Consider the following 14,235-nt stretch of genomic DNA (forward strand, 5'->3'; position numbering starts at 1 on the left):
ATAACATGTGAATTAGATGGTTGTTACGTATTAAGCATGTGTTAATACTAGCACGCACTCGTATAAATAGCAAATTATTCTTTACTATATTTTCCGACAGGTTTCGCATTTACGGCGGTTAACCTAGTCGTGCTAACGGTTCAGCGAGAGGTAAATTAAATTAATTTTATTTATTTCCCGCCTGAAACCGATGATATTTCAGTCGAATAAACGAAACAACCGGATCGATTAATATCGTCCGGCTTTCCGTTTATTCATCAGCTTTCGGATAATCGGGTATACAATCGGTCCATATTTAATGGCTTTTTTAATTAAATTCTTCATGAACAATCTCCTCCTGAAAACGGGATATAGTTATAGGTATTCCCTGATTTCAGTATACACAAACATGAGGATCAGGCGTAATGACAGGCAGCGTAATGTCCTGTTTTGACCTCGCGCCACTCAGGTTTCTCAGCTGCACAGCGTTCATCTGCAAGAGGACAGCGGGTTCTGAATACGCATCCGCTTGGTGGATCAATCGGACTTGGCAGTTCTCCTTCAAGTAGGATCCGCTCCCTGCTTTCCTCAATATCCGGGTCAGGAATCGGAATGGCTGACAGCAGCGCTTTTGTGTAGGGATGCTGCGGATCCTCGTACAGCTTCTCACTCGTTGTGAGCTCCACCATATGACCAAGATACATGACCCCGATCCGGTCTGAAATGTGCTTGACCATGGACAAATCATGCGCAATAAACAAATAGGTAAGCCCTTTTTCGTCCTGGAGGGACTTCAGCAGATTGACGACCTGCGCCTGCACTGATACGTCCAGCGCAGAGATCGGTTCATCCGCAATGATGAAATCCGGATCAAGCGCAAGGGCACGTGCAATCCCGATACGCTGACGCTGACCACCTGAGAATTCATGCGGATAACGATTGGCATGATCACGGGTCAGACCAACATCCTCAAGAAGCTGATACACCTTTTCCTTCATTTCTTTAGCATTTTTGTAAAGACCATGTACTTCCATCGGTTCCGCAATGATCTCAAGAACCGTGGACCTGGGATTCAGTGATGCATACGGATCCTGAAAAATCATTTGCATATTCCGTAAAAAAGAAAAACGCTCTTTTTCATTCATCTGATGAACGTTCTGCCCATCAAAGTGAACTTCCCCATCTGTCAGGTTGTATAGACCCATAACGGTTCTGCCTGTCGTGGATTTTCCGCAGCCTGACTCTCCAACGAGTCCGAGCGTCTCGCCTTTATACACGTCAAAGCTGACGCTATCCACTGCTTTTAACAGCTGGTTTTTTCCTAAATCAAAGTGTTTTTTTAAGCCCTTGACCTCGAGCAGCTTCTGCTGTGTCATGATGTTCCCCTCATTTCTTCCAATATCGACGCGTTTCGCACCATTCTTTTTCATAAAAGGAGCTTTTGATTTCCTGGATCATGATCCGTTTACCCGGTGTTGGGGAATGAATCATTTTACCGTCTCCATGATAAATCCCGACGTGATGAAGTTGCCCTTTGCCTTCTTCATAAGCGAAAAACAGAAGATCACCAGGCTGCACGTCTTCCTTTTTAACCTTTACTCCCGAAGCTGCCTGATCTGAGGCATCACGTGGAATGATATAACCGCTTGCTTTATGTATGGAATAACTGAAGCCTGAGCAATCATAGCCGTAAGGCGTCATTCCTCCCCAAAGATACAGCAGGTCGTTGAAGCGTTCCCCTTCAGTCGCAAGCTCCCGACCGCTGCGTTGCTCCTTTTGACTACGATAAAGCTCTACATCATCCGGTTTTAAAAACCCGCTGCCATGCGGTGTATGTACTTCAATACGCTCTCCTTCTTCAAGTACAGGTAGAATGGTTGTATAAACGAGTGGAAGGATCTGCTCTCCGTTCTCATTTTTCAGATCAGCAAAGTCTGCTGTTACCATAGCAAACAGTTGACCCGGCTCTCCCTCGGCATCCTCCTCTGAAACGTCAGTTAACTGCACAGAAGGAATCCAGCCCGGATAGCCTCCTTCATTCTTTTTACTCGTCTGGGAAGGGACAAGGACATGCGACCACCCATCCTGTTCCTCCAGCACGTAAACTGTTTCTCCATATAGCACCTGTGACTGTATTTTATTATTATCGAGCAGCTGTTTACGTTCCTCTGCCGACATCCCGTTCAACCATTTTTCAATTTGTACAGGATGTTCAATGGCTCCCTGATCCAGATCTCTGGGGGAGTCAGGACCTGTCCATAAAGTCGCAACTGTAACGTTAATTTGAGCTGTTTTCATGATGTTCTCCTCCTAAATGACGGCATGATTTTGAATCGTCAGGATTCCGAGCCCCGGCGTATTAGCCAGCTTCATTTCAGACTGTTGATAGCTTACGCCTCCAACCACGATATCTTCAGCAAGCAGCAACGGCGCATCAAAATCAAATCGTGTAATGTTTCGCTGGCTTGCTGCAAAATGGGCGGCGGCCGTAATCCCGATCTTTGTCTCAATCATACTGCCTGTCATACATTCAATCCCATGACTTTCAGCCAGCTTGGCGATCGTCAGCGCCTGATGAATCCCACCGGCTTTCATCAGCTTAATATTGATCAGGTCAGCAGCCCGCATTTGAAGAACCCGGATTGCATCTTTCGGTGAAAACACACTTTCATCTGCCATAATCGGCGTGAACGTGTGATCGGTCACTCTTTTTAACCCATCAATATCATGTGCTTTGACCGGTTGTTCAACGAGCTCAATATCCAGTCCCTCGTCTTCCATTTTACGTATCGCATAAATCGCCTCTTTCGCCGTCCAGCCCTGATTCGCATCCAGCCGCAGTGTACAGTCCGGTGCTTTTTCACGGATGGCACGAATACGCTTTAGATCTTCTTCGATCGCTCCAATACCCACTTTTATTTTCAAAATGGAAAAACCGTCCTGAACGAACTGTAATGCATCTGAAGCCATTTCATCCGGTTCGTTGATACTGACTGTATAATCGGTTTCAAGTGTATCCCGACTTCCCCCAAGAAACTGATAGAGCGGCAGTCCAGCGTGCTGGGCAAGCAGGTCATGAACGGCACAATCAAGCGCAGCTTTTGCACTGGTATTACCCACCATGGATGTATGGATGATATGTAAAAGATTTTCGCGTGACAGCACGGATTGGCCGATGCATTTCGGTCCAATCACTTCATTAATCGCGGCCTCAATACCTGAAAGCGAATCTCCCGTGATGACATGTGTCGGCGGCGCTTCTCCGTAGCCGGTACGGCCTTCTGAATCCGTTATTTTCACGATAACTGACTCAGCTGTTGTCAACGTTCTTAAAGCCGTTTTAAAAGGTTTTTTTAATGGAACACTCACCCTGAAGGTGTCAATCGAACGAATCATCACTCCACCCCCGGAAGAAGCGTCAGAGATTTTCTTGAGGAGGATAACCTTGCTTTTACACCGAGCGGTACGGCAAAATGCGGTTCGCAATGGCCGATTTTAAACCCGGATAAAACCGGCACACCAAGGTCACCCAGATAATGACCCAACACTTCCTCCAGCGATAAAGACGGCTTTCCGTTAGTAGGTACGGCATTTTTAAAATCACCGATGACTATTCCGGACAGCTGATCAAGCTTTCCGGCCATCCGCAGCTGATTCAGCATACCATCCACCCGATACGGCTCTTCATCAATGTCCTCAATGAGCAGCACTTTATTTTTCAGATCAATCTCCCACGGCGTGCCAAGCGAGCTTGTAATCAGGGTCAGATTGCCTCCTGTCAGCTCTCCGACAGATTCACCCTCAGACACAACGGAAAGTGGGGAAATGGCTTCTGTGTAATGTAATTCCTTCGGTTCAAAGAGCTGGTCAAACATTCGTTTAGATAAATCGTGGAACGTGTCCTTGCCAATATCAGAAGCGGGCATCGGACCATGAAACGTCACAAGTCCTGTTTCCTGCCTGATAGCAGTATGTAAAAACGTAATGTCACTGTAGCCCCAGAAAATTTTCGGGTTTTGTTGAATCAGCTCATAATCAATCCGTGCAGCAAGTCGGGCTGTACCGTAGCCGCCACCTGCACAAATCACGGCGTCAATTTCAGGATCAGCAAACGCCTCATGAAGATCCTGAAGACGGTCTTCATCTTTTCCACCCAGGTATCCGTACACATCTCTCACATGTTTCCCTTCTTTGACTTTAAGTCCAAGGGAAGTAAAAAATTCAATTGATTTTTCCATCTGTGCGATATTCGGCGGACTCGCCGGCGCAATAAAGCCAACCGTATCTCCCGGTTTCAATGCTTTTGGTGTGATCATATTTATTGCTCCTTTCTTAACTCTGGAAAAGAGGACGGAAGAATCTTTTCCACAATCAAGAAAAGTGTATGATTTTTTGCGATAAACTTGCTGATTGACGTCCATTTTTAAAAATAAAACCGGTGAGCTGCGCGCCGGGCTTTCCGCGGCCGGGCGGTGAGCCACCAAGTGCTTCGCACTTCGGTATCTCACCTGACCCTTCTATGCCGCAGGAGTCGCCGCCTTCTGCTCCGCTCACCTTTTATAATCAGTAACTGGTTCTATTTATCCTATGTTTTAAAGATAAGAGTTAAATCAGAACCTTACTCCGTCTTATCTGCCCACTTCAGCTCCACATAGCCAACCGGGTGGCGGACAACGTCTTTTACATTGTCAGCATATAGATAAACCTGGTTGTAATAGTGAAGTGTGAAGATCGGTGCTTCGTCCATCAGCAATTTCTCTGCCTGGTACAGAAGCTCGTAACGTGCCGCTTCATCTGTTTCAGCTTTTGCATCGGCAATCAGCTGATCAAATTCTGCGTTGGACCAGCCTGTGCGGTTCATGGATGAATCCGTAACAAAGCTTTCAAGTGCATTGATTGGATCCGCATAATCATGCAGGAATGAACTGCGTGACAGCTGATGCTGAAGGCCTCGCTGTTCATCAAGGAAGACATTACTTTCAACGGCTGAAAGCTCCATTTCAACACCAAGGTTCTGGCTGATCATCTGCTGGATCGCTTCTGCTACGACACGGTTTGATTCGGTGTTGCTGTATGAAAGCGTGATCGCCGGTAGCTCATCATAGCCTTCCTCTTCCATTCCTTCTGCTAAAAGGGCTTTTGCTTCATCCGCATCAAATACCTGAAGATCTCCGTTTGTTTCACGGAAGTCACTGCCGCTTGCATCTTCAAAACCTGGTGATACAAAACCGGTTGCCGGTACTTCACCCATTTTCGTTACAAAATCAACAAGCTCCTGCTGGTTTACTGCTTTCGCAATTGCCTGACGGATCTTTTTGTTCTGAAACGGCTCTTCATTTACGTTAAAACGATAGAAAGCAAGTCCTGCCTGATCTTCGATTACAACATTTTCGCTGTCGATCAATTGATCAGCACTGTCGGCAGGAATTTCAGACATATCAAGATCTCCACTCTGGAACATCTGATATTCTGTATTCGTGTCACTCACCATTGCCCAGTGAACCTGATCAAGCTTTACATTGTCAGCATCCCAGTACTCTTCGTTTTTAGCCATGACAAGCTCGCTGTCATGTGCCCATGATTCCACTTTAAATGGTCCGTTTGCTACAAATGTATCTGCCTCTGCGTACCACTCAGGGTTTTCCTCTGCTGTTGCTTTATGAATCGGGAAGAATGACGGGTTTGAGATAATGTTCAGGAACGCCCCTGTTGGTGCCGTCAGTTTTACTTCCAGTGTTTTTTCATCTACAGCTGTGATGCCAAGAGATGATGCATCTCCTTCACCTGCGTTAAACTCCTCCGCCCCTTCGATGAAGTAAGCAAGGAATGCTGCCGGAGAAGCAGTATTCGGATCCAGCATATAAGTCCATGCGTAGACAAAATCCTCTGCTGTTACAGGCTCTCCATTTGACCAGTTCGCATCTTCACGAATGTTAAACGTGTAAGTTAAACCATCCTCAGAGATGTCCCATGACTCGGCCATTGCTTCCTGCGGCTGATCATCCTGACCAAGACGCGTTAAGCCTTCCATCACATTATTTAAAATATTCCATGATGAAGCATCAAAGCCGATAGATGGATCCATTGACGTCGGCTCCACACCGTTGTTCATACGAAGCACCTTTTCTCCGCTTTCGCTCTCAGTACCCTCTACATCCTGCTCCGGCGATTCATCACCGGCATTTTCATTTGCTGTACATGCTGCCAGTACAAGCACCATGACGATTGAAAATAAAAAGATTCCCCATTTCTTCATGCTGTTTTCCCCCTTTAATGATTATGTATGGTTCCGGCCTGAAAGCCTGTCTGTCATCAAATCAGACACGTCTCTTTCAGGCCGGATTTGCGCGCTCATCCAGCAGCCAGCAGCTTGCTTTATGCGTGAATGTGAGCTGTTCTGTCTCGGGCATCAGTTTGTCGCACACGACCATGGCATGCGGGCACCGGGCGGCAAACGGACAGCCAACAGGCGGTGAAAATAAATCAGGCGGCGTTCCCTCAATCGGTTCAAGCGCCTTACCCTTTAAATCCAGCCGCGGAACGGAATTCAACAGCCCTTTCGTATAAGGATGCTGAGGCTGATAAAAGATTTCTCTTTTCGTGCCTGTCTCTGCAATCTTTCCTGCATACATGACTGCAATGCGGTGGGCAATTTTCGCTACAACACCCAGGTCATGTGTAATTAAAATGATGGATACACCTGTCTTTTCCTGAATCTCCTGAAACAGCTCCAGAATCTGCGCCTGTATCGTCACGTCGAGTGCAGTCGTCGGCTCATCGGCAATTAACAGTTCTGGTTCACACATCAGGGCAATCGCGATCACGATTCTCTGTCTCATCCCTCCACTGAACTGGTGAGGATACTGTTTCAGCCGTTCTTCAGGATTTGGAATGCCCACCAGCTTCATCATCTCAACCGCTTTTTTCTTCGCCTCAGCTCCGGAGATTTTCTGGTGCTGACGGATTCCTTCTGTCAGCTGATCCCCTATTTTTAATGTAGGGTTAAGAGCTGTCATCGGATCCTGAAAGATCATAGAGATATCAACACCCCGGATTTCCCGCATTTCCTTTTTTGAAAGTGAGGTAAGATCCTTTCCTTTGAACACCACCTGTCCACCCGTGATTTCACCGGGTGGCGATGGAATCAGTCCCATAATCGCGCTGGACGTCACACTTTTACCGCAGCCGGATTCGCCTACAATCGCAAGCGTTTCTCCCCGAAACACATCAAAGCTTACACCCCGGACCGCCTGGACTGTTCCTCCATACGTTTTAAACGTGACCTGCAAATCCTTCACACTTAATACCGGAAGATCTGCTTTAGCGTTTCCGTACTGCTTCCTTTGCTCCTTGATTAAAGTCATTTTTTCACCCCACTTTGTTATTTTCTCAATTTAGGATCCAGCGCATCCTGTAAGCCGTCACCTAATACGTTAAAAGCAAACATGGTGACTGAAATAAAGAACGCCGGGAAGAACAAACGCCACCAGTGCCCTGAAATAATGACACCTAATGCATCATTGGCCATCACACCCCAACTGGCATGCGGTGCCTGAATACCAAGCCCAAGAAAGCTTAGAAACGCTTCCGCAAAAATAGCGGTTGGCACCGTTAACGTCATCTGTACAATGATCGGCCCCATCGTATTCGGCAGAAGATTTTTTCTGATAATACGGGACGTTTTTGCTCCAAACGACTGTGAAGCCGTCACAAACTCATAATTTTTAATCTGCATGACCTGACCGCGGACAATCCGGGCCATTCCAATCCATCCGGTAACCGTCAGCGCCACAATAATCGTGGCAAGGCTCGGCCCCATCACAACAAGCAGCAGAATAACAACGAGCAGGTAAGGAAGTCCATACAGGATCTCCACAATACGCATCATGACATTGTCCGTTCTGCCACCTTTATAACCTGCAATGCCTCCATAAATAATCCCAATAAAGAAATCAATTAAAGCAGCCATCAGACCCACGAATAATGAAATCCGTGCTCCGTACCAGGTTCTGGCGAAAACATCACGGCCGAGGTTGTCAGTTCCAAACCAATGCGTGCTGTTCGGTGCAAGGTTCTGGTTAGGTAAGTTTTGTGTTGTAGGTGAATGAGGGGTCATCATCGGTCCAAAAACCGCCATAAAAGCAAGTCCGATTAAAAAGACTAACCCTGCCATTGCCAGCTTGTTTTTCAACAGACGCCTCCAGGCATCCTTCCAGTAAGAGAGGGAAGGACGAACAACCTCCTCGGCTTTTTCGCGATCCTTCCCAACCGGCTTAAACCAGTCGTCCGGAATTTGTTTTTTATGTGTGTCCTGAGAAGATACTTGTCTCATTCCTACTCTCCTCCCTTCTTCGCCAGCTTGATTCTCGGATCAAGCAGCGTATATGCCACATCAACAAGGAAGAGCATAAAGACCAGAATGGAACTGTAGAACACCGTCGTCCCCATAATAACCGGATAATCACGGTTATTAATACTGTCGACGAAATACTTACCCATTCCGGGAATGGCAAAAATCTTCTCGATGACAAAGGTTCCTGTTAAAATTCCTGCAAGTAACGTACCTAAAATCGTGACAACGGGAAGCATGGCATTTTTCAGCGCATGCTTGACGACAATTTTAAAAGGTGTCAATCCTTTGGCACGCGCCATTTTTATGTAATCCTGCGTCAATACTTCGAGCATGCTGGAACGTGTCAGCCTCGCAATGATTGCCATCGGTCCCGTTGCCAGGGCAATCACCGGTAAAACCATATGCATCGGACTGGACCACGTGGCAGCAGGAAGTACTTGCCAGTTAACAGCAAACTGCTGAATCACAAGTGTTGCCAGTACAAAGTTCGGGATGGAGATACCCAACACAGCGAGCGTCATCGCCATATAATCGACAATTCCATTGTGCTTTAATGCGGCAATGATCCCTAACGTAATACCTGACACGAGTGCGACCAGAACCGTCACGATCCCAAGCTCAAATGAAATCGGAAAGCCGCGTCCCAGCAGATCATTGACCGTCTGATCAGGGTTCTTGATAGATGGTCCGAAGTCAAAGGTTGCAATACTTTTCAGATAAACGCCGTACTGCACGTACCAGGGCTGGTCTAAACCGAAATGAGCCTCCAAGTTCGCCTGAACCGCTTCACTCGTTCCACGGTCCTGATTAAACGGCGAACCCGGAATGCCTTTCATGAGGAAAAAAGTCAGCGTTGCAATCACCAGCACGGTGATGATCATGATAAAAAACCTTTTAACAATATATGTAGTCACTGACTGATCCCCCTAACAAAATGTTGTACGCATCGCGAGCTCCGTCATGACAAGCATCGCCTGATACGCTTCTAAGATGTTTTTTGCTTTGTATGACACAATGCAGGTTCCCGGCTCCAGCACGGTCCCAGGCATTAAAGCTGCCCATTCAGCCTCACCATAATTGGTAAACTCTATTTTCAGCACTGGAGCATCTGATGCAGTGACAGGCTGAATGGATTTGCGTCCTGATAAAGCCTCCCCCGTCGCGAGCTTTAACTTCTCCCGCGCCTTTGCCGGCGTCAGACTTTTAACAGAAGACCTTGATATTGTTTCTTTCACGGCGACCGTTTTCACGTTTTCTATCAGCTTATGCGCTTCTTCAGCCGCACAGTCATCCCCGGCTACCATCACAACCGGAACACCATAATGACCGGCTACCATCGCATTAAACCCAAGCTCTCCAATCACGTGGTCATCAATCCACATATTGCGCACACCCCAAGTCATCGCGTGCGACATCACACCCTTTTGTCCTGCCCTTGCATGATAGCCAACAAAAATAGCCGCATCGAAGTCCGCGGTAAGTCCCTGGACCATTGAAAACGGCTTAACATCTCCGGTGATCAGCTGCGCTTCCTGGTGTAGTTCCTCAATGATGATGTTATTCATTTTTGAGTGAGAATCATTGACGACCACCTCAGTGGCTCCTGCTTCAAAAGCCGCTTCAATGACGGCATTTGCTTCGCGTGTCATGATCAATCGTCCACGTTCATAGTTTTTTTCATTCGAACTCACGTATGTATAATCCGGAAGGCCTGTGATTCCTTCCATGTCCACAGACAAATAAACCTTCATCCCCTTAATCCCCTTTTCTTCTCTCTCTTTCTAATAAACAGGATAACTATCATAATTTTCAAACTACTATAGCAAAATAATCATGATCTATCAAATGAAGGAAGGACTGTTTTTAGTTGGTACAGATGGGTTCTGAAGGAATGGATGATGGCTTTAAATCGCGATATATCAACTATTTCGTGTAGGAAAATAGTTTGGTAAATGGATGCAGAAAAAATTTATTTTTATGTTATTCAAAAGGATATTTATTCATCTGTTCACATACAAAAAACCGGACATGCCCATGAATAACACTGGGATGTCCGGCTTTGCTTAACTGTTAATAAAAATCAGATATGAAGTTGTAAAGTAAACTATGACAATCAGGATGGACGGCAGCATGTATTTAATCGTGGACGTTGCCTTTTTCATCAGGACTGCCCAAATCGCAATGATTGACAGCACCGTTACGCCAATAGCTGTCAGTAAATGCGAATCTGATACAGAAGCAATAATCGCACCTTCACGGTAAATGACATCCGAACCGGCAAGGATCAGCATGTTAAAGATATTACTTCCAAGAATAGAGCCCATAGCAAGATTGATGTTCTTCAGCCTTAATGCTACGAATACAGATACTGCTTCAGGAAGCGAGGTGGTTGCCGCTACTAGAAAGCTTCCGATAAAACTTGAACCAAGCCCTGTAATTACGGCGATCTGGTCACCCATAATGGATAGAACGGTTCCTGCACCCATGATGACAATCGCAGCTATAATAAAACCAATCACAGCATGCCTTACAGTCATCGTGAAATTAGACGCAGTCTTATCGATCGGTTCGTGTGACTCAACCGGTTCAACAGTCTGATTATTTTTTGAAATCCGTCCAATCACCACAATCCCAACAACGTAAATGATGGCAATCAGGAGTGAATCAAGCCCAATACCAATGATCGTAAAATCAAGACGCAGAATTAAGGCAGTCATGACCAGCAGGGTTAACAGTAAACCGAGACCCGCTGTATATAAGTGATCGTTACTCGCCTGCAGGAAAAGCTTTCTTTTCCTGTAATACAAATCAAAACAGGCAAGGATAAAGACGTTGAACAAGTTTGAACCAAGTACGTTTCCAATCGCAATATCATTGTTGCCAATCAGCACCGCTGAAAGGCTCGTCGTCACCTCAGGCAGCGATGTTGCTCCCGCAAGCAGGAGCGTCCCGACCAGCAGGCCACCCATTGCGGTTTTCGTACTAATCACATCAGCGTAGGACGAAAGCTTCATCGCCGCATAAACCGTTACAACAGCCGCCAGCACAAACCAGACGAATACCATTATGTATTCACTCCCTCAAAGAGATTAAGAATAAACCCATATGATTTATTCTCCCCAGAATTTTCTATTTCGAAACCAAAATAGACTGCCGGACAAATCGGCAGTCTGATTTTTACACTTCTTCAGAAGCAGCGTCATGTTTTTCTTTTTCTACTTTAATATGAACTCTTTCAATACGGTTTTCTGAAACCTCAAGCACTTTAAACACTGTGTTTTTGTACTTAACTACCGGCCTCTCATTATTTGACGGAATATAACCAAGCTCATGAATCATAAATCCGCTGATCGTATCCAGATCCTCTGATGGCAGACTTACATGAATGATTTCCTCCAGTTCCCACAAGCGGAAGGTTCCCTCTGCCTCATACTCACCTGGTGTCAGCTCCGTAATTTCCTGTTCAGAAAAACCGGGTTCAAGGCTCTCACTGAGTATTTCTCCAACAATTTCTTCAATGACATCCTCAATCGTAATTAGGCCCTCTGTACCACCATACTCATCAATCACGATGGCGATATGTGTATTGCTTTTTTGCATGGAAGCAAATAATACGTCGATCGGCTGGGATTCTAAAACGAAAAATGGCTTGCGGATGACATTTTTTAAATCAAACGGTTCGTCACGGCCCACGTACTGAAAAAGATCCTTCGCGTGCAGCACTCCGACAATTTTATCAATTTCCCCCTCATATACAGGGAAACGCGTGTAACGCTCTTTATTAACAAGAGCCAGCACGTCTTCAAACGACGCATCAATCGGCAGTGCAGACATATCGCGGCGGTGCGTAATAATATCTGATGCAATTTTATCGTTAAATTCAAAGATATTATTGATCATCGTTTTTTCTTCGGGATTAATAGTGCCTCTTTCACGTCCCACATCTACAAGCATCCGGATATCTTCTTCCGTTGCTTCTTCATTTTTAGCATTCGGATCCACCCCGAACAGGCGGACGACAGTGTTGGTCGAAAATGTAAGAATTGCTACGATTGGGGCACTGACTTTAGCCAAAAAGGATAAAGGACCAGCAGCAACTCTTGAAATCGCCTCTGCTTTTTGTAATGCCAGCTGTTTAGGTACGAGTTCTCCAAATATCAGTGTAAAGTACGAGAGGATGATCGTGATGGTTACAACCGATATTGTATTAAGAACCCCAATTGATAAAGGTACCCCCCAGTCTACAAGCGACTCGGCGAGAGGTCCTGCGAAGAAATCAGCGGCAAAAGCACTGGACAAAAACCCGGCCAGCGTAATACCGATCTGAATGGTACTTAAAAACAAGCTCGGCTTTGAAATAAGATTATAAAGCGTCTTCGCTTTAGGATCACCTTCATCAGCTGCTCTTTTTACTTTATTATCATTTAGGTTTACAAGCGCCAGCTCTGATGCAGCAAAAAAAGCGTTCACCAGAATTAACACAACTAAGGTCACTAATGCGACTGTCAAGAGCAATAACCTCCATAAAAAATTTAATGGCCTTTTTTATTCCCATTTTCACAACACTTACACTTGAGAAGCTTTTATTAACGCTTCATTATATCCAGTCTTACGACAAGAATCTGATGATTGTCCATTTTATCGACACACCACCTGTGTAACTCGTCACTGTGGAAGAAGTCTCCCTCTTCAACATCATACTTTTGGTGTTGAAGCCAGCCTGCTAATGTATCGACTTCCTCTCCATCCGGAAATTCGATTCCAAATCTCTCTTCCAGATCTTCAAGCAGCATACGACCATTGATTCGATACTTTAAATCTCCCATTTCCTCAATATCCGGTGTTTCATCTTCATCAAATTCATCCTGTATCTCACCAACAATTTCCTCAAGTAGATCTTCAAGCGTCAGTAAACCCGCAGTTCCACCATACTCGTCCATGATCAGGCACATATGATTTCTTTCTGATTGCATTTTAACCATCACATCCTGGAGATGGGTTTGTTCATGAATGGAGACAATCGGTAAGAGAGCATCCTCCATTTTATAAGCTTTATCTTTTACAATATTAGTCAATAACTCTTTTACGTTAACATAACCAATAATTGTATCTTTATTGTAATCCTGAGTAACAGGAAATCTTGTATATTGATGCTCATCTATCATTTGAAGAATTTCTTCCGTTGTCATACTGACATCCAACGTCTCCATCTGAATGCGGGGAACCATAATATCCTTTGCGACCCGCTCATCAAAAGAGAAAATATTCTGCATAAAAGATAGTTCAGTCTCGTTAATTTCTCCACTTTTATAGCTTTGAGTCATTATGATTTTCAACTCTTCTTCAGAGTGAGCCTGTTCGTGTCCAGCCGGCTTTACCCCGAAAGCTTTAAGCAAAATTCTTGCAGAACCATTTAAAGTCCAAATGGCAGGAAACATAATTTTACCGAACCAGTATAGTGGTCTCGCCAATAACAATGTCATTTTTTCTGCAAACTGAATGGCCAAAGTTTTAGGTGCCAGCTCACCAATAACTACGTGTAAAAAAGTTACCAAAGAGAAAGCTACAGCGAAACTTACGACTGTTGAAAGTGAAGAAGGGACACCAAGACTATCAAATACCGGATGAAGAATTTTTTCGACGGTGGGTTCACCTAACCAACCAAGTCCCAGAGCAGTAACTGTGATTCCGAGCTGACAGGCTGATAAATAATAATCAAGGTCCGTCACCAATTTCTTGACAATAGGTGCTGTTTTATTTCCTTCTGCTATCAACTGATCCACACGTGACATTCTTACTTTTACAACGGCAAATTCTGATCCAACGAAGAAAGCTGTGAGCCCGATCAATACCGCTACGAGCACAAGGTTCAATATTAATATACTGTCCAATAAGTTCCCCTA

At 45.2% G+C, this 14,235-nt stretch carries 12 protein-coding genes; all 12 read right to left on the bottom strand.

Annotated elements, in window-relative coordinates:
• Positions 1–395 precede the first annotated feature (395 nt).
• On the bottom strand, positions 396–1,355 hold the full coding sequence (locus E2491_RS05725) for an ABC transporter ATP-binding protein (RefSeq protein ID WP_134373848.1): 960 nt from the start codon (positions 1,353–1,355) through the stop codon (positions 396–398).
• Between the two features lie 10 nt (positions 1,356–1,365).
• The gene (locus E2491_RS05730; RefSeq protein ID WP_134373850.1) at positions 1,366–2,277 is read right to left on the bottom strand and encodes a C40 family peptidase; all 912 of its coding nucleotides are present in this window, start codon (positions 2,275–2,277) and stop codon (positions 1,366–1,368) included.
• Between the two features lie 12 nt (positions 2,278–2,289).
• Positions 2,290–3,378, bottom strand: a complete 1,089-nt coding sequence (locus tag E2491_RS05735; RefSeq protein WP_134373852.1) for a dipeptide epimerase — start codon at positions 3,376–3,378, stop codon at positions 2,290–2,292.
• Positions 3,375–4,295 (bottom strand): S66 peptidase family protein, encoded by a 921-nt coding sequence (locus E2491_RS05740; RefSeq protein WP_134373854.1) that lies wholly within the window; start codon positions 4,293–4,295, stop codon positions 3,375–3,377. The genes E2491_RS05735 and E2491_RS05740 overlap by 4 nt, the downstream gene beginning before the upstream one ends.
• Positions 4,296–4,597: 302 nt before the next feature.
• A complete protein-coding gene (locus E2491_RS05750) occupies positions 4,598–6,235 on the bottom strand; it encodes a peptide ABC transporter substrate-binding protein (protein ID WP_134373858.1) in 1,638 nt (545 codons plus the stop codon).
• A gap of 76 nt (positions 6,236–6,311) precedes the next feature.
• A complete protein-coding gene (locus E2491_RS05755) occupies positions 6,312–7,343 on the bottom strand; it encodes an ABC transporter ATP-binding protein (protein ID WP_134373860.1) in 1,032 nt (343 codons plus the stop codon).
• A 17-nt stretch (positions 7,344–7,360) separates the two neighbouring features.
• On the bottom strand, positions 7,361–8,311 hold the full coding sequence (locus E2491_RS05760) for an ABC transporter permease (protein WP_134373862.1): 951 nt from the start codon (positions 8,309–8,311) through the stop codon (positions 7,361–7,363).
• 2 nt (positions 8,312–8,313) lie between these two features.
• Positions 8,314–9,246: an ABC transporter permease gene (locus E2491_RS05765; protein ID WP_134373864.1), complete on the bottom strand. Its 933-nt coding sequence runs from the start codon at positions 9,244–9,246 to the stop codon at positions 8,314–8,316.
• A 12-nt stretch (positions 9,247–9,258) separates the two neighbouring features.
• The gene (locus E2491_RS05770; RefSeq protein WP_134373866.1) at positions 9,259–10,083 is read right to left on the bottom strand and encodes a M55 family metallopeptidase; all 825 of its coding nucleotides are present in this window, start codon (positions 10,081–10,083) and stop codon (positions 9,259–9,261) included.
• Between the two features lie 312 nt (positions 10,084–10,395).
• Positions 10,396–11,397 carry a sodium:calcium antiporter gene (locus E2491_RS05775; RefSeq protein WP_134373868.1) on the bottom strand — a complete coding sequence of 334 codons (1,002 nt, stop codon included), beginning with the start codon at positions 11,395–11,397 and terminating at the stop codon, positions 10,396–10,398.
• Between the two features lie 112 nt (positions 11,398–11,509).
• Complete coding sequence (locus E2491_RS05780) at positions 11,510–12,841, bottom strand: hemolysin family protein (RefSeq protein ID WP_134373870.1); 1,332 nt, start codon at positions 12,839–12,841, stop codon at positions 11,510–11,512.
• Between the two features lie 77 nt (positions 12,842–12,918).
• On the bottom strand, positions 12,919–14,223 hold the full coding sequence (locus tag E2491_RS05785) for a hemolysin family protein (RefSeq protein WP_134373872.1): 1,305 nt from the start codon (positions 14,221–14,223) through the stop codon (positions 12,919–12,921).
• Positions 14,224–14,235 lie beyond the last annotated feature (12 nt).

The sequence above is a fragment of the Jeotgalibacillus sp. R-1-5s-1 genome, assembly GCF_004405105.1.
GTDB lineage: Bacteria > Bacillota > Bacilli > Bacillales > Jeotgalibacillaceae > Jeotgalibacillus.